This window comes from Streptomyces sp. NBC_01390 (genome assembly GCF_045040105.1).
Taxonomy (GTDB): domain Bacteria; phylum Actinomycetota; class Actinomycetes; order Streptomycetales; family Streptomycetaceae; genus Streptomyces.
This window is the reverse complement of sequence record NZ_CP109551.1, coordinates 5,804,494-5,821,165: the sequence shown is the minus strand read 5'-3', so window position 1 is coordinate 5,821,165 and position 16,672 is coordinate 5,804,494. Positions and strand designations below refer to the sequence as shown.

At 70.6% G+C, this 16,672-nt stretch carries 14 protein-coding genes and 2 pseudogenes; 11 read left to right on the top strand and 5 right to left on the bottom strand.

Annotation, left to right across the window (positions count from 1 at the left end; all coding sequences use genetic code 11):
* Window positions 1-63 precede the first annotated feature (63 nt).
* The 6 genes from OG241_RS26285 to OG241_RS26260 all read left to right on the top strand — a co-directional run bounded on the left by OG241_RS26285 (window position 64) and on the right by OG241_RS26260 (window position 7,310).
* The gene (locus OG241_RS26285; RefSeq protein WP_405818470.1) at window positions 64-1,719 is read left to right on the top strand and encodes a polyamine aminopropyltransferase; all 1,656 of its coding nucleotides are present in this window, start codon (window positions 64-66) and stop codon (window positions 1,717-1,719) included.
* A 152-nt stretch (window positions 1,720-1,871) separates the two neighbouring features.
* Window positions 1,872-2,759: a carbon monoxide dehydrogenase subunit G gene (locus OG241_RS26280; RefSeq protein ID WP_405818468.1), complete on the top strand. Its 888-nt coding sequence runs from the start codon at window positions 1,872-1,874 to the stop codon at window positions 2,757-2,759.
* Window positions 2,760-3,111: 352 nt separating this feature from the next.
* On the top strand, window positions 3,112-3,915 hold the full coding sequence (locus OG241_RS26275) for an aldose 1-epimerase (protein WP_405818466.1): 804 nt from the start codon (window positions 3,112-3,114) through the stop codon (window positions 3,913-3,915).
* 23 nt (window positions 3,916-3,938) lie between these two features.
* Window positions 3,939-4,499 (top strand): orotate phosphoribosyltransferase, encoded by a 561-nt coding sequence (gene pyrE, locus OG241_RS26270; protein WP_405818464.1) that lies wholly within the window; start codon window positions 3,939-3,941, stop codon window positions 4,497-4,499.
* Window positions 4,500-4,661: 162 nt separating this feature from the next.
* Window positions 4,662-5,711, top strand: a complete 1,050-nt coding sequence (gene fbaA / locus OG241_RS26265) for a class II fructose-bisphosphate aldolase (protein WP_405826429.1) — start codon at window positions 4,662-4,664, stop codon at window positions 5,709-5,711.
* 90 nt (window positions 5,712-5,801) lie between these two features.
* Window positions 5,802-7,310: an MFS transporter gene (locus tag OG241_RS26260; protein ID WP_405818462.1), complete on the top strand. Its 1,509-nt coding sequence runs from the start codon at window positions 5,802-5,804 to the stop codon at window positions 7,308-7,310.
* 83 nt (window positions 7,311-7,393) lie between these two features.
* Here the strand turns inward: OG241_RS26260 and OG241_RS26255 are convergent, their stop codons facing one another.
* From OG241_RS26255 to OG241_RS26240, 4 genes and pseudogenes are all read right to left on the bottom strand, one after another.
* Complete coding sequence (locus OG241_RS26255; RefSeq protein WP_405818460.1) at window positions 7,394-7,813, bottom strand: DUF3151 domain-containing protein; 420 nt, start codon at window positions 7,811-7,813, stop codon at window positions 7,394-7,396.
* 46 nt (window positions 7,814-7,859) lie between these two features.
* Window positions 7,860-8,351 (bottom strand): annotated as a pseudogene (locus OG241_RS26250) (ABC transporter substrate-binding protein); the annotation flags it as partial.
* A 69-nt stretch (window positions 8,352-8,420) separates the two neighbouring features.
* On the bottom strand, window positions 8,421-8,630 hold the full coding sequence (locus OG241_RS26245; protein WP_405818459.1) for a DUF397 domain-containing protein: 210 nt from the start codon (window positions 8,628-8,630) through the stop codon (window positions 8,421-8,423).
* 824 nt (window positions 8,631-9,454) lie between these two features.
* Window positions 9,455-9,689, bottom strand: a pseudogene (locus OG241_RS26240) (hypothetical protein); the annotation flags it as partial.
* Window positions 9,690-10,185: 496 nt separating this feature from the next.
* Here OG241_RS26240 and OG241_RS26235 point away from each other — a divergent pair.
* The 5 genes from OG241_RS26235 (at window position 10,186) to OG241_RS26215 (ending at window position 15,483) form a co-directional block, all read left to right on the top strand.
* Entirely contained in the window at window positions 10,186-11,031 is an 846-nt protein-coding gene (locus OG241_RS26235) for a tryptophan 2,3-dioxygenase family protein (RefSeq protein ID WP_405818458.1), read from the top strand.
* Window positions 11,024-12,241, top strand: coding sequence for a kynureninase (kynU, locus tag OG241_RS26230; protein ID WP_405818456.1), 1,218 nt, complete (start codon window positions 11,024-11,026; stop codon window positions 12,239-12,241). The genes OG241_RS26235 and kynU overlap by 8 nt, the downstream gene beginning before the upstream one ends.
* Before the next feature lie 147 nt (window positions 12,242-12,388).
* A complete protein-coding gene (locus tag OG241_RS26225) occupies window positions 12,389-13,306 on the top strand; it encodes an alpha/beta hydrolase (protein ID WP_405818454.1) in 918 nt (305 codons plus the stop codon).
* A gap of 132 nt (window positions 13,307-13,438) precedes the next feature.
* The gene (locus OG241_RS26220) at window positions 13,439-14,809 is read left to right on the top strand and encodes a sensor histidine kinase (RefSeq protein WP_405826427.1); all 1,371 of its coding nucleotides are present in this window, start codon (window positions 13,439-13,441) and stop codon (window positions 14,807-14,809) included.
* Window positions 14,806-15,483 (top strand): response regulator, encoded by a 678-nt coding sequence (locus tag OG241_RS26215; protein WP_405818452.1) that lies wholly within the window; start codon window positions 14,806-14,808, stop codon window positions 15,481-15,483. The genes OG241_RS26220 and OG241_RS26215 overlap by 4 nt, the downstream gene beginning before the upstream one ends.
* A 36-nt stretch (window positions 15,484-15,519) precedes the next feature.
* On the opposite strand, the gene OG241_RS26210 is transcribed toward OG241_RS26215, so the two are convergent.
* Window positions 15,520-16,665, bottom strand: a complete 1,146-nt coding sequence (locus OG241_RS26210) for a lipid II:glycine glycyltransferase FemX (RefSeq protein WP_405818451.1) — start codon at window positions 16,663-16,665, stop codon at window positions 15,520-15,522.
* Between the last annotated feature and the right edge of the window lie 7 nt (window positions 16,666-16,672).

Sequence of the window (16,672 nt, the reverse complement as noted above, 5' to 3'; positions counted from 1 at the left end):
GTAAACAGAGACCACACGTGTGGGTGACGAAGCGCACCGAGGGTGTGACGTAGCGTTCCCAGCGTGATCGAACCGCACGTGCCGGCCCCGCCGGGCATCCCCCCGTCCTGGGGCAGCCCCGCGCGGCTGCCCGTCCGGCCCGGCCTCGGCCGGTTCCTCGTCCTCGCCGGTGCCTTCGTCTGTGCGGCCTGTGGACTGGTGTACGAGCTGGAGCTCGTCGCGCTCGCCTCGTATCTGATCGGCGACTCGGTCACCCAGGCGTCCGTCGTGCTCTCCGTGATGGTGTTCGCGATGGGCATCGGCTCCCTCGCCGCGAAACGCCTGCGCTGCCGCGCCGCGGCCGGCTTCGCCGCGGTCGAGGCCGCGCTCGCGCTGGTCGGCGGCTGCAGCGCCATGGCGCTCTACGCGGTGTTCGCGTGGACGGGCGACTGGGGCGGCCTGTGGGCGAACGGCCCCCGGATCCTCCTCGTCACCTTCTCCCTCGCCATCGGCCTCCTGATCGGCGCCGAGGTGCCGCTGCTCATGGAGCTGATCCAGCGCATCCGCCGCCAGGACGCGGGCGGCGCCGTCGCCGACCTGTTCGCCGCGGACTACGTGGGCGCCCTGGTCGGCGGCCTGGCCTTCCCGTTCCTCCTGCTCCCCTGGCTCGGCCAGCTCACCGGCGCCCTGCTCACCGGCACGGTCAACGCGCTCGTCGGCGGCGCCCTCGTCCTCGGCCTGTTCCGGCGGGACCTCACCCGGCGCGGACGCTGGCTGCTGGTGGTGGCGAACCTGACCGTGATCGGGCTGCTGGCGGCCGCCGCCGTACTCGTCGACGACTTCGAACGCGCCGCCCGGCACGCGGTGTACGGCGACGACGTACGGGTGGCGCTGCGGACCGACGTCCAGGAGGTCGTCCTCACGGGCGGCACCGACGGCCGGCCGCTGAACCTGTTCCTGGACGGCCGCCTGCGCGTCGGCGGGCGCGACGAGCGCGCCTACCACGAGGCGCTCGTCCACCCCGCGATGAACGGCCCGCACGCGCGCGTGCTCGTCCTCGGCGGCGGCGACGGGCTCGCCACGCGTGAGGTGCTGCGCCATCCGGGCGTACGGCGGGTGGACGTCGTCGAGCTCGACGCGGGCGTGGTGCGGCTGGCGCGCCAGGACCCGGCGCTCTCCGCCCTGAACGCGCACGCGTTCGACGACCCGCGCGTCCATGTGACGACCGCGGACCCCTTCCGGCTGCTGCGCGGCGCGCGGGCCGCCTACGACGTCGTCATCTCGGATCTGCCGGGCACGGGCATCACGGCGAGTACGAAGCTGTACTCCCAGGAGTTCTACGGGCTGGCGCGGCAGGTGCTGACCGACGGCGGCCGGCTGGTCGTGCACGGCGGGTCGGTCTCCTCGCGGCCGCGCGCGTTCTGGACCGTCGAGACGACCCTCCGGGCCGCCGGGCTGCGGACCACGCCCTACTGCGTGGCCCACAGCGCGGCCGGCCGCGACGCCGGCTTCGCCTCCGGCCCGGACCGTACGGCGTCCAGGACGGCGCACGCCCTGCAGGACTGGGGCTTCGTGCTGGCCACGGCCGAGGGGCCCGCCCCCCGCCTGTGGGTGGACCGGGCGACCGGGCCCCGGCTGCGGACCCTCACCCAGGCGGGGCTGGCGGCGGACGCGCGGGCCGCGGCGCGGATGCGGGTGGTGGGGCTGCGGGCGTCGACGTTGGTGCACCCGCGGTACTGAGGGAGGGGAAGGGAGGGAGGAGGGGCGTAGGAGCAGGTCGCTGGGCTTGTGGCGGTTTGTGGGGCCGCGTGGGTGTTGGTACCTCGGGGATGGCGTCGGAATCCCCGGATGCGCGGGTGTGACCCGGGCCACGCTGGGTACTCTCGGGTTTCATGGACCATGAGGTGTTCGTTCCGGTTGCGGTCGGGCGGCTGAGGGACGTACTCGCCGACCCCGCGCGCGTCGCCCGCGCGGTCCCCGGACTCCAGCGGGACGCGGGCACCGAGCCTGCCGCCGCCGGGGTCGCCGGGCGGCTGAAGGTGCGTATCGCTGGGCACGCGATCACTTATCGCGGGTCCCTGCGGGTCGCTGTCGCGGACGGGCAGGGCGGCCAGGACGGTCAGGGTGGCCCGGACGACGGTGGGGAGTACGCCTACGTCGTCGAGGGTGACGCCGTCGAGGTGCGTGGGGGCGGGTCGGTGAAGCTGGCCCTGACCTTGCGGGTGCGGGAGGCCGAGGACTCGGGCGAGAGCGGTTCGGCGTTGGTGTTCGGGGGCACGGTGACGGCCGACGGGCGGCTGACCGAGCTTCCTGCGGACGCGGTCGCCGCGGCGGGTGTGCGGTTGCTGCGGCGGTTCGGGGAGGGGCTGGGGGAGGCTGCCGAGGAGGACGGCGGGGAGACCGCCGGGGAGGCCTCGGAATCCGAGGGGATTTCGGCGGTGGTGGAGATCCCGATTCCCCAGGTTGATGGTTCCGATGACGTTGACCTCGGCGAGGGTGAGGGGGACGACGTCGAGGATGGCGAGGGTGGGGGCGCGCAGGTTTCCAGGCGGTTCATGGAGGCTGATGAGCCGCTTGCCGAGGCCGCTCATGCGCGGCGGACGATGATCGGGCGCAGTGCGGAGGAAGTGGATCATGCGCCGCCCCGGGGGCGGTACGCGCCGGTGCCGCCTCCGGAGCAGGTGGTGGGGAATCTGACGTTGCGGTGGGCTGCGCCGGCTGCGGCGTTGGTGGTGGCTTCGGCGATTGTGGTGGGGCGGGTGCTGCGGAAGCGGCGCTGAGGTGGTTGGGGGTTTTTCGCCCCCGCCGCCCCTACCCGTCCCATCCCGTTCCTGGGGGCTGTGCCCCCAGACCCCCCTCCGGCCCTGAACGGGCCTTGTCCTCAAGCGCCGGACGGGCTGGGGGTGCGGGCCTGGGCTGGAAGGTGCGGCCTTGCTCTGGCCGGGTGCGGCCTCGCTCTGGCGGGGTGCGGCCTGGGCTGTGGAAGCAGTGGGGGCGGGTGGGTGGGACAGAAGCCGGCCCTGAACGGGCCTTGTCCTCAAGCGCCGGACGGGCGGAAATGCGGGCCGGTGCTGTAAGGGAGCCGCCTGGCCACGTGAGAGGGAGATGGTGGTGGCCCGGTAGGGTCGTCGCGTGAGTAACGATGAGATCACGCTGGCCGCGGGTGACGCGGAGGTGACCGTGCAGCCGGGGAACGGCGGGCGGGTCGGAGGGTTGCGGGTCGGTGGAGTCGAACTGCTGCGGCAGGGCGCGAAGTTCGGGTGCTTCCCGATGGTCCCCTGGTGCGGGCGCACCCGCGACGGACGGTTCCTCGACGGCGGTACCGTCCGCCAACTCCCCCTCAACTCCCCGCCGCACGCCATCCACGGCACCGCCCGTGACCATGCCTGGAGTGTCGCCCACACCACCGCCGACGAGGCCGTCATCACGTACGACCTCGTGGAGCCGTGGCCCTACCCCGGGCGCGTCACGCAGGTCTTCGCGCTGACTCCGGATGCCCTCACGCTCACCATGTCCGTGGAGACGTACGGGGACTCCTTTCCGGCGCAGATCGGCTGGCATCCCTGGTTCAATCGGAGCCTTGGCAGCCCTGACGGCGTACCGGCGGAGGTGCAGGTCGCCTTCACGCCTGCCTGGCAGGAGGAGCGCGGCGACGACCACCTGCCCACCGGGAAGCGGATCGACCCGAAGCCCGGTCCCTGGGACGACTGCTTCGGGATGCCCGGCGGTGTCGACGTCACCCTCACCTGGCCGCAGCTCCTGGAGCTGAAGGTGACCAGTCCTGAGGAATGGGTCGTCGTGTACGACGAGCAGGACGCCGCCGTGTGCGTGGAACCGCAGACCGGGCCGCCCAACGGGCTCAACACCCTGCCACGTCTCGTCACCCCCATCGAGCCGCTCGAAGCCACGACGACCTGGACCTGGCGGGCCCTCTGACGGTCCCGTCTAGGCTGGCGGGCATGAGTGACGTAGACGTACGCGGCGCGCTGCTGCGGGAGATCAAGGACAAGGCCGTCGTGCACGGCAAGGTGACCCTGTCGTCGGGGATCGAGGGCGATTACTACATCGACCTCCGCCTCGTCACCCTCGACGGCCAGGCCGCGCCGCTGGTCGGGCAGGTGCTGCTCGACCTGGCGGCGGAGGCGGGGCTGGAGTTCGACGCCGTGGGCGGGCTGACGATGGGCGCCGACCCGGTCGGCACGGCCATGATGCACGCCGCCGCGGCTCGCGGGCAGCGCCTGGACGCGTTCGTCGTGCGCAAGGCGGCGAAGGCGCACGGGATGCAGAAGCGCGTCGAGGGGCCGAGCATCGAGGGACGGCGCGTGCTGGTAGTCGAGGACACGTCCACGACCGGCAACTCGCCCCTCGACGCCGTGGCGGCCGTACGCGAGGCCGGCGCCGAGGTCGTGGGCGTCGCGACCATCGTCGACCGGGCGACGGGCGCCGCCGAGAAGATCGAGCAGGGCGCCGGGGTGCCGTATCTGTTCGCGTACTCGAAGAGCGACCTGGGCCTGGACTGAGTATCCGTACAGGGCCTGGTACCGGTCTCCGTACCGGGCGAAACGTCTGGAAAGATGGGGTCGACGATGACGTCGCTTCCCAGGTCTCGCAGCCAGGTCTAGGTCAGGGCCGTAGGTACGCGCAGTACGCCGGATCTCTTCAGATCGCCAACCCGCACGCACATCACGAGGAGCGGACACATGCCCATCGCAACCCCTGAGGTCTACAGCGAGATGCTCGACCGGGCAAAGGCAGGCAAGTTCGCCTACCCGGCCATCAACGTGACCTCGACCCAGACCCTGCACGCTGCGCTGCGCGGCTTCGCGGAGGCGGAGAGCGACGGCATCATCCAGATCTCGACGGGTGGTGCGGAGTTCCTCGGCGGTCAGTTCAGCAAGGAGATGGTCACGGGTTCCGTGGCCCTGGCCGAGTTCGCGCACATCGTCGCCGAGAAGTACCCGGTCACGGTCGCCCTGCACACGGACCACTGCCCGAAGGACAAGCTCGACGGGTACGTACGTCCGCTGATCGCCGTCTCCGAGGAGCGGGTCAAGGCCGGGCGCAACCCGCTGTTCCAGTCCCACATGTGGGACGGCTCGGCGGAGACCCTCGCCGACAACCTCTCCATCGCGCAGGAGCTGCTGGCCCGCGCCGCCGCCGCGAAGATCATCCTTGAGGTCGAGATCACGCCGACCGGTGGCGAGGAGGACGGGGTCTCGCACGAGATCAACGACTCCCTCTACACGACGGTCGACGACGCCCTGCGTACGGCCGAGGCCCTCGGTCTCGGTGAGAAGGGCCGCTACCTGCTGGCCGCGTCCTTCGGCAACGTCCACGGCGTGTACAAGCCGGGCAACGTGGTGCTGCGTCCCGAGCTCCTGAAGGAGCTGAACGACGGTGTCGCCGCCAAGTACGGCAAGCCGGCCGGCGCCCAGCCGTTCGACTTCGTCTTCCACGGCGGCTCCGGCTCCTCGGCCGAGGAGATCGCCACCGCGCTGGAGAACGGCGTCGTGAAGATGAACCTCGACACGGACACGCAGTACGCCTTCACGCGTCCGGTCGCCGACCACATGTTCCGCAACTACGACGGCGTCCTGAAGGTCGACGGCGAGGTCGGCTCCAAGTCGACCTACGACCCGCGTACGTGGGGCAAGCTGGCCGAGGCGAGCATGGCCGCGCGTGTCGTCGTGGCCACGCAGGACCTGCGGTCGGCGGGCACGAAGATCAAGTAGTCGCGAAGATCAAGTAGCCCACCGGTTCTTTCGGTGGTTCCGCGAGCTCGGCGTCTGTCTACGGCGCCGGGCTCGCTGTATACCTGAGGCATGTCCGACGTTCGACTCTCCTCGCCCCAGGGCAGGTGGATCCTCCTCACCACCGTCCTCGGCTCCAGCATGGCCCTGCTGGACTCGACCGTCGTGAACGTCGCGCTGCCCCGCATCGGCCGCGACCTCGACGCCGATCTGGCCGCCCTGCAGTGGACGATCAACGCGTACATGCTGACTCTGGCCGGGCTGATCCTGCTGGGCGGTTCGCTCGGCGACCGGTACGGCCGCCGCAAGGTCTTCGTGATCGGGGTGGTGTGGTTCGCCGCCGCCTCGCTGCTCTGCGGCATCGCCCCGAACGCCGGGGTCCTCATCGCCGCCCGCGCCCTCCAGGGCATCGGCGGCGCGCTCCTCACCCCGGGCTCCCTGGCCATCATCCAGGCCTCCTTCCACGCCGACGACCGGGGGCGGGCGGTCGGGCTGTGGTCCGGCTTCGGGGGCATCGGCGCGGCGGTTGGGCCGTTCCTGGGCGGCTGGCTGGTGGACGGCCCGGGCTGGCGGTGGGTGTTCCTGATCAACGTCCCGGTGGCGCTGTTCTGCGTCCCCATCGCCGTACGTCATGTTCCCGAGTCCGGCGACGGACGTGCGGTCCACGGGCGCTTCGACGTCCTCGGCGCGGCCTTGGGGGCCCTGGCGCTCGCTCTGGTGACGTACGCGCTGATCGAGGCCAGGTCCGGTTCCGTGGTTGTCGTGCTCTCGGCGGTGGTGGGTGTCGCGGCGGGGGTGGCCTTCGTCTACGTCGAGCGGGGGCGCGCCGATGACGCGATGATGCCGCTGGACATCTTCGCCTCGCGCCAGTTCACGGCCGTCAACCTGGTCACCCTGTGCGTCTACACGGGCCTGGGCGGCTTCTTCTTCCTCTCCGCGCTCCAGCTGCAGGTGGTGGCCGGGTTCTCGGCCCTGGGCGCCGGTACGGCCCTGCTGCCGACGACCGCCCTGATGCTGCTGCTGTCGGCGCGCTCGGGGCAACTGGCGGAGCGGATCGGACCGCGCGTGCCGCTGACCGTCGGGCCGCTGCTGTGTGCGGCGGGGATGCTGCTGATGCTGCGGGTGGGCCCGGAGGCGTCGTACGTCGCTGATGTGCTGCCCGCCGTGCTGGTGCTCGGGCTGGGCCTGGTGGCGCTGGTCGCGCCGCTCACGGCGAGCGTGCTGGCGTCGGTGGGGACGGAACGGGCGGGGCTGGCGAGCGGGGTCAACAACGCGGCGGCGCGGGTGGCGGGCCTGGTGGCGGTGGCGGCGTTGCCGCTGGTCACGGGGATGGGCGCGGAGGCGTACCGGTCGGCGGCGCTGTTCGACGCTGCGTTCGGGCGGGCGATGGTCGTCTGTGCGGGGGTATTGGCGGTGGGGTCGGGGCTGGCGTTCGCGACGGTGCGGCGGCCGGGGGCGGGGTGTGTGCATCCGGAGTGCCGGACGCACGGCTGCGTTACGGCTCCGCCGCTGGAGGGGGTGGGGGTTGAGGAGGGTGACCGGCCACTGGGGGCTGTGCCCCCAGACCCCCCTTCGGCCTGATGGGCCTCGTCCTCAAACGCCGGACGGGCTGGAGGTGCGGGCCGGCGTTGGGCGCCGGGCGGGCTGGTGGTGCGGGCCGGTGACTAGCGCTTCAGCTCGGTGTACGCCTCGTCGCTGCTGTCCTTGAGGAACTGCCAGCAGCGTGCCGCCTCTTCGGTTTCGCTGATGGCGTCGGCCGCGCGGGCCAGTGCTGCCAGGCAGCGCAGGAAGCCGCGGTTGGGCTCGTGGCTGAAGGGGATGGGGCCGTGGCCCTTCCAGCCCGAGCGGCGCAGGGCGTCGAGTCCCCGGTGGTATCCGGTGCGGGCGTACGCGTAGGACTCCACGGTTCGCCCGGCCGTGAAGGCGTCCTCGGCGAGCAGGGCCCAGGCGAGCGAGAAGGTGGGGTGGGCGGCGGCTACCTCGGCGGGTGAGGCGGACTTCTCCTCCAGCATCCGGTACGCCTCGGTGTTCTCCGGGAGGTGGGTGGGGGGCGGTCCGCCGAGCAGGTTCTCGTGAAGGTTCATGACCGCAGTCTGTCAGTTGCCTCTGATGCCTCTGACCGCTGTCCGCTCAGGAAACCGCCGCCTCCTGGTACTGCCCCAGGTACCGGAACGCGCCGTCGGCCACCTTGAACTCGAACATCCCGTCGTGGTTGTAGCCGTAGCCCTTCTCGTACCTGACGGTTCGACTGATCCCGGAGTACGTGATCTCGGGCATCCGGCGCGCGATGGCACCCCGTTCCGTCACCGCCGCGCCGTCCTTGGTGCAGGCCGCCGCCAGGAACATCACGGCGTCGTAGGCCTCCGCCGCGTACCAGCCCGGGTCGGTGCCGTAGCGGGCGCGGTAGGCCGTGGTGAAGGCACGGGCGGACGGTCGGGCGGTCGGGTCGGTGAAGGCGGTGACGAACACCCAGTCGTCTGCGGCGGCTTTCGAGGATTCGAGGAACCGCGGGTCGAAGGCGCGTTCCGTCGCCAGCCGGGTTCCCTTGAACCGGGCGGTGGCCAGTGCCGACGCGAGTCCGGCGGCCCGTGCCGCGTCGCCGGTGAACACGACCGCGTCGGCGCGGGCACCCTGTCGGCGTCACCCGATCGGTGGCCGAGCTGAAAACGCTCACTGCCAAATGACGACTCCCTACGTCGTGACGTCGAACTCGCCCAGCTTGGCACCGGTCAGGAAGTCACTCCACTTGATCGCCGTGAACGCCACCGATCGGCCGGTGTCGGAATTGCGGACCACGACGGTACGGGGGGCGTTCGTGGCTACCTCGACACAGCGCGGGTCGTTGTTGTTGTACTTGCACGCGTTGGACGTGCGGAACTCGAACTCGGGGACTGCGGACATGTGCGTATCCCTTCGTTGGATCTACGGGGAATCGGTTCCCGGCGCCGTGGGCGTAGGGGCTGCCCTCTGCCGGGGTCACGCGCCAATAGGTCTCCATCCTGGCCTTGAATGCGTTTCAGGCCGTAATGCCTCTTGGTGTCAAAATAGCCCTGCTCTGAAGATGATTTCAGAGCAGGGCTATCCCTTCGCAACCCAAGAAATTAGATTGATTGCGATTGCTGTGGCTCGAACATCAGTGGCCAGGTCCAGGCCAGTTCTTGCCTGCTGCAATTTCAGCCGTAGCCACGCCTCGGGCTATCGCCTCCGAGGCGACGAGAGCCTCCAGGTTGATAACTTCAGAGTTGCACGCTGCCTGCTTCATCTGCTCCACGCTTGTCCTGTGGGGCAGTGAGCTACAGTACGCAAGGGACTTATTGACATGCCAGCTCAAGCTCTGGAGCGCGGCAGCCGCCGGAGTTGTTGTCAGGACGGCTGCCGCGAGGGCGGCCACTCCCACCGAGAGTCCAGCAGACAGCGTTCGTGCGCGCTTCTTCATTTAGATGCCTCTATGATCAACGTGCATGCGCGATTCCTGTACTTGACCTGGGCATCATTACACATCGACTCTATTCGCTTCGAAACGGATTCAGCCATTCACCGCGCAAGATTCGGTCATAGCCTGGGAATTTTAGGCACTTCGCCCTTTTTGTAGAGGGTTGAGATGCTGAAGTCTTTAAGTCGCAATCGGAACTCATCACTCCGGAAGTCAGAGAGTTTCCGTGCTGATATCGAGAGGTTTGGTTATTTTTCTTCCTTGCTCACGTTTCGCAGGGGGTGCGCAAGATCTAGTGTGCGCCGATTTTTCGATCGGTCGCGATCACCTCGTGCCCCAGTGGCGTCAGCGAGATTGGGGAGCTTGAGGTTGGCCCATCCGAATGGGATGCCAATGATCGACGAAACGACGTTGCCGATGAACGACGGAGCCTCCGCGCCCGGCCGTTCCGCAGTAGTGCGGCCGAACGGCCATAGGGCGTAGCCCGCGATGCGTAGCGACACAATGCCGAATGGGACGGTGACGACGGAGTTAGGGAGAGCCGGATGCGGTCGGAGCCGCGGACCGGCCGGATGCCGAAGGGTTGGATCCGCCGCCTTCTCGTCCCCGGAACCGCAGCCGCCGAGCAACACGGCCGCCGCGGCGACCGATGTCACGGTCCTCAGCCCCCCAATCGCCCCGCGTCTAGCTGCGTTGTCGTCCATCCACGCCCCTCCACCGCGGCATCCCCCCTTGGGTGCGGTAATCGTACAAAAGTACGCGAGGAGGGGGTGAGCGGTTCGGTGTACAGGGCGATAGGTGGGCAGGAAAGAAGGGGGACAGGGGGACTCGACGAAGGACTCCTCGGTCACGGCGGCCCGGACGCTCGGTGAGCAACCGTTCGGCTGTCCGCAGGGCCCGTCCGTGGACATGCGGGCCTTGCGGATCCGGGGCACGATTGTGTTGAATGCCCCGGGGACCGGGGCCCCCGTGTCGGAATTCGGCAGGGGCGGACCGCTACCCGGAGTACAACAGGAGACAGCGATGTCCCTCCAGGCTCAGCCCCCCGAGGCTTCGGAGCCCGAGACCCCGCATCTCGACTTCGCCGGTACCACCCCGTACGAGGACTACGTCCAGGCCGACGTCCTCACCCACCTTCAGCACACCCTCTCCGACGACCCCGGAGAGATGGTCTTCCTGGTGACGACCCAGGTCATGGAGCTGTGGTTCACGGTCATCGTGCACGAGTGGGAGACCGCCGCGAAGGCCCTGCGGGGCGATGACGTCCCCACCGCCGTCGCCGCGCTCAAGCGTTCCGTGCGTGAGCTGGACGCCCTCAACGCTTCCTGGCGTCCGCTGGCCCAGCTCACCCCCGCCCAGTTCAACTCGTACCGTGCCGCCCTCGGTGAGGGCTCGGGGTTCCAGTCCGCGATGTACCGGCGGATGGAGTTTCTGCTCGGCGAGAAGTCCGCGTCGATGCTCGTGCCTCATCGGGCCGCACCGCGCGTGCACGCCGAGTTGGAGAAGGCGCTGCACGAACCGAGCCTGTACGACGAGGTGTTGAGGCTGCTCGACCGGCGCGGGTACGCCGTCCCCGACGCCGTCCTGTCCCGGGACGTGTCCCAGCGGTACGAGCCGTCGGTCGAGGTCGAGGCGGCCTGGACCGCGCTCTACTCCGGTGACCCCGAGGCCGAACTCGCCCGTCTCGGCGAGGCGTTGACGGATGTCGCCGAGCTGGTGTGGCGCTGGCGCAACGACCATCTCGTCGCCACCCGGCGGGCGATGGGCGCCAAGGCCGGTACCGGCGGCTCCGCCGGAGTGGCCTGGCTGGAGAAGCGGGCGCAGAAGAACGTGTTCCCCGAGCTGTGGACGGCGAGGTCCCATGTCTGAGCTGTCTCACCCCAAGCTGCTGCCTTCGAAGCCCGAGGTAGCCCAGGCGCTGGACTCGCGCGACGAACTCGCCAAGGTGCGGGAGCGGTTCGTGCTGGACTTCGGCGTCACCTACCTGGACGGGAACTCGCTCGGCGCGCTGCCCGCGTCCGTCCCCGGCCGGCTCGACGACGTCGTGCGCCGGGAGTGGGGCGAGCTGCGCATCCGGTCCTGGGACGAGAGCGGATGGTGGACCGCGCCCGAGCGGATCGGTGACCGTATCGCTCCGCTGGTGGGTGCGGCGGCCGGGCAGGTCGTCGTCGGTGACTCGACAAGCGTCAATGTTTTCAAGGCACTTGTGGGGGCCGTCAGGCTGGCGGGGGGTGGGCGTGACGAGATTCTTGTCGATGCCAGTACCTTCCCGACCGACGGATACATCGCCGAGTCCGCCGCGCGGATGACCGGCTGCACCCTGCGTGCGCTCGAACCGGGCGCTGTGGCAGGGGAGTTGAGCGAGCGTACCGCCGCTGTCCTGCTCAACCACGTCGACTACCGCACCGGCCGGCTGCACGACCTGCCCGCCCTCACCGCCGCGATCCACAAGTCCGGTGCCCTGGCCGTCTGGGACCTGTGCCACAGCGCGGGCGCCCTGCCGGTCGGGCTGGACGAGCACGGGGTGGACCTCGCCGTGGGGTGCACCTACAAGTACCTGAACGGCGGCCCCGGTTCGCCCGCCTACCTGTACGTGAACCAGGCACACCAGGAGCGGTTCGACTCGCCCCTGCCCGGCTGGACCTCGCACGCCGACCCCTTCGGTATGCGGCCCGAGTACGCCCCCGCCTCGGGTGCGACACGTGGGCGCGTCGGGACACCGGACATCCTCTCGATGCTCGCGCTGGAGGCGGCCCTGGAGGTGTGGGAGGGGGTCGGCATCGACGCCGTACGGGCCAAGTCCCTCGCCCTGACCGACTTCTTCCTGGAGTGCGTCGACGAGTACGTCCCGGAGGGGCGCGTCGAGTCCGTCACACCGGACGCGCATGCCGAGCGCGGGAGTCAGATCGCGCTGCGGTGCCCGGACGCCGGGGAGGTGATGGCGCGGCTCATCGAGCGGGGCGTCGTCGGCGACTTCCGGCGGCCGGACGTACTGCGGTTCGGGTTCACACCGCTGTACGTCGGGTTCGCGGACGTGGAGCGGGCGGCCCGGGTGCTGGGCGAGGTCGTCGCCGGCTGAGTTCTGCTCTCCGCTCCTCTGCTCTCTTCCGTTCTCCTCCGTGAATTGCGCGTGTCAACGCATGTCACGGGGGCTGGTAGCGTCCCCGGCTACGGCCGGAATTTCTCCAGGTCGGCCAAATCTGTTGCGTCGCTGGAAGGTTGGAGCATGCCGGACGATGCCGTAGCACGGGAGCACGGCGCGGCGGGGGCCGGCGTCCCCGCCGCACGCGCGGCGGAAGAGGAGCGGTCCGCCTTCTCGCACCCGCCCGTCGAGCCCGACGCCACCGCCGCGTACGGCGACCATCCCGACCAGGTGATCGACTTCTACGCCCCGCAGGGCCCGCACGACTCCGGGCCGCTGCCGGACGACGTGAGCGTGCCGCTGGTCGTCGTGGTGCACGGGGGTGCCTGGCGGGCGCCGTACGACCGGCGGCACATCACGCCGTTCGCCGGGTTCCTGGCCCGGCGCGGGTTCGCCGTGGCCAACGTGGAGTACCGGCGGGGCACGGACGACCCCGCCGTCGCCGGGCGTTGGCCCGACACCTTCGACGACGTCGCGGCGGCGCTGGACGCCCTGCCCGCACTCGCGGCGACCCACCTTCCGCAGGCCGACCCGCGCCGCACGGTCGTCACCGGGCACTCGGCGGGCGGGCACCTCGCCCTCTGGGCCTCCTCCCGGCACCTCCTCCCCACCGACGCGCCCTGGTTCCTGGCCCGTCCCGCCCCGCTGCGCGGAGTTGTCGCCCTCGCCCCGATCGCTGACTTCGGCGTCGCCGCGAAGCTGGACGTCTGCTCCGGCGCCGTACGCCAACTCCTGGGCGGAGAAGGGGAGTTCGCCGAGCGTCAGCCCTACGCCGACCCGGCGCTGCTGCTGCCCACCGGTATCGCGACCACCCTCGTACAGGGGCGCGCCGACACGGTCGTACCGGAGATCGTCGCCGAGTCGTACGCGGACGCTGCGGCGAAGGCCGGGGAGGTGGTCGGTGTGACGCTGCTGGCGGACGTCGGTCACTTCCCGCTGATCGACCCGGCGGCGGACGCGTGCGCGGTGGTGGCGGAGGAGATCGCCCAACTGGCGTGGTGAGTGCTGCCTGTCGCCGTCCTCGCACTCGTCCTTGTGGTGGGTGCCGTAGTACCTGAGGCGGACGGCGGAGAACCCCTCTCACTGCGGACGACCGCGGCCCGCCCGCCGCCTACCGTGCTGCATGTGACTGAGATGACGTACACGCGGATGAACACTGAGCCGAGGGCGGCGGTCGACAGGCCGTCGCGCAGCCCCGAGTTCCGGCTGGCCATGGACGCGCTGAAGGGGCTGCGCGCCGACCTGTTCGACGACTTCTTCACCTACCGCCCGCTGCCCCCGAAGGACAAGCCCGGCCGGCTCGCCCGGGTGCTGCCCGGGCCGCTGCGCCCGTTGGAGGTCTGGACGCGGCACGTCCTGGTGGTCGTGGCCGGGATGCTGGCCGTGCGTGTCTCCTTCGACGACAGCGAGGGGGAGTTGCAGGCGGCGCTGGCGATGACCTTCTGCTCTCTGGGGCCGATCCTGATGACGCTGGTCCGGCCGGTCGGGGCCTTCTGGTTCTCCATGGTCTCGATCCCGGTCGTGGCCTGGGTCCAGGACGGGAACAGCGACTTTCCCTGGCTGCCCGCGAGTTTCGTCGCCCACCTGGTGGTGCTGACGGTCGTGGCCGCCCGGACCCGGCCGCGTACGGCCGCCTGGATGTGGGTGCTGACGGCGGCCTACGGCATAGGCGCCGAGGGCCTCTACGGTGACCGCTACTTCGGCAGCAACGCCATGCCCTTCCTCTCCGTCTCCGCTCTGTCGCTGCTCGTGGTGACCGTGGCGCTGGTGCGCCGGGCCGCCGAGCAGGAGGTGACCGCCCAGCAGACGGTGACCGCGCACGAGCGGTCCAAGCGCACCCTGTTGGAGGAGCGCACGACCATCGCACGTGAGCTGCACGACGTCGTCGCGCACCACATGTCGGTGGTCGCCATCCAGGCGGAGGCGGCGCCCTACCGGGTGGACAACCCGCCCGAGGAACTGGCGAAGGCCTTCGTGACGATCCGCGAGAACGCGGTGGCCGCGCTCACCGAACTGCGCCGGGTCCTGGGCGTCGTACGGGCGGAGGACTACGAGGCTCCCGACGCCCCGCAGCCCACCCTGGCCGACCTCGACGCTCTCCTCACGAACGTGCGCGAGGCGGGCCTCGTCGTCGACAAGGCGGTGACGGGCGCGGTACGTGAACTCCCGCAGGGCGTCGAGCTGTCGGCGTACCGGATCGTGCAGGAGGCGCTGAGCAACACGCTCCGGCACGCGCCGGGCGCGAGCGCACGGGTAGAAATCGGTTACGTGCTGGGCGGGTTGGGCCTTCGCGTCGTCAACGGCCCGCCTGCGGAAGTGTCGTTCGTGAAGCAGACGCCGACCGAGGGCGCCGGGCAGGGCCTCACGGGGATGCGCGAGCGCGTCGCGATGCTGAACGGCGCGATGACGACGGTCCCGACCGCCGACGGGGGCTACGAGGTCACGGTCTTCCTCCCGGTGGTCCCGGTGGAGAGCACCACGGGTGAGGACGGAGAGGGCGCATGAGCCCCGCCCGTACGATCCGCGTGCTGGTCGTGGACGACCAGATGATGGTCCGTGAGGGCTTCTCCGTGCTGCTGAACGCGATGCCGGACATCGAGGTCGTCGGCGAGGCGGTGAACGGCCGCGAGGCGGTGGACCGGGTGCGTGAACTCGCCCCGGACGTCGTCCTGATGGACATCCGGATGCCCGAACTGAACGGTATCGAGGCGACCCGGGAGATCGTCGCGGCGGACGCCACGGCGAAGATCCTGGTGCTGACGACGTTCGACCTCGACGAGTACGTGTACCAGGCGCTGCGGGCGGGCGCGTCGGGCTTCCTGCTGAAGGACGCCTCGGCACACCAACTGGCGGAGGGGGTAAGGGTGGTGGCCGCCGGTGAGGCGCTGCTCGCCCCCTCGGTCACCCGGCGCCTGATCACGGAGTTCTCGAAACTCGCCGACGCGCCGCGCTGTCTGCCGGGGGCGCAGGCGGCGTACGGCGAGCTGACCGACCGGGAGACCGAGGTGCTCGTGCTGATCGCGCAGGGGCTGTCGAACGTGGAGATCGCCGGGCGGCTGGTGGTCGCCGAGTCGACGATCAAGACGCACGTCAGCCGCGTCCTGGTGAAACTGGGCCTGCGGGACCGTACGCAGGCGGCGGTGTTCGCGTACGAGGCCCGGCTGGTGACGCCGGGGTGATGTGGGAAGGGGGGGGCGGGAACGGGGTGGGGCGGGTCATCTGCGGCCGAGGTAGACGCGCAGTGCCCGCTGCAGCATCCGGCCCTGGCTGCCCACCGGTAGTTCCCACTCCCCGAGGTACTCCACGGGCCGGCCGCCCGCGCCCGTCTTGAAGCGGAGCCGGCCGAGGAGGCGGTCCTCGGTGAGGGACGGGGTGATGGAACGCAGGTCGTAGGTGTCGGCGCCCGCCGACCGGGCGTCGCACAGCATGCGCCACAACAGGGCGCTGCTGGGCCGCAGTTCGCGCCCGTAGCGGCCGGACGCGGCGTACGAGTGCCAGACGCGGGAGCCGACGTTGATCATGAGGGCGCCGGAGAGCACCTCGCCGTCGTACTCGGCGAGGTAGAGGCGGAGCCGGTCGTGGTCCTCCTCGTTCAGGGCCCGCCACATGCGTCGGAAGTAGTCCACCGGGCGTGCCTTGAAGCCGTCGCGGCCGGCGGTCGCGGTGTACAGGCGGTGGAAGTCGGGCAGGTCGGCGTCCGAACCCCACAGGACCTGGACGCCCGCCCGCTCGGAGGTGACCAACGACTGTTCCCAGTGCGGGGCGAGGGCTTCGCGAAGGTCGTCCACCGTGCGCCCCGCCAGCGGGATGTGGCAGCCGTAGCGCGGCTGGCCGAGGCCGAAACCGCTGCCGTCGTCCTCCGCGCACGGCCGCCACCCGAGACGCCGCAGCCGCTCCCCGGCGTCGAGGGCGCGGCCGTCGATGTCCGCCGCCGGAAGATCGTGCAGATGCCGTACGCCGGGGTCGGCGAGGCCCGCCGTCACGGTGGCCGAATCCCAGTGCCGTACGACCAGGGGTGGCCCTATCCGTACCGAGAACGCCCCGATCCGCTCCAGGTGGGCGATGAGCGGGTCCAGCCAGCGTTCGAGTCGCGGGGTCCGCCAGTCGATCGCGGGCCCGTCGGGAAGGTACGCGAGATAGCGCCGCGTCCCGGGCAGCGGCCGGTACAGGACGAGCGCCGCCGCGACCATCGCCCCGCCCACGGGCATCGCCTCGTCCTCGAACCAGCCGACGCTCTCCGGCAGCCAGTCGGGCTTCACGCCGCCCCACTCGGGGATCTGGAGATGGCTCGCGTCGGGAAACAGCCGCAGGTGGGCCAGATGCTCCTCCCGCGTGATCTCCCGCACGTACAGGCTGGTCATGGGTGGG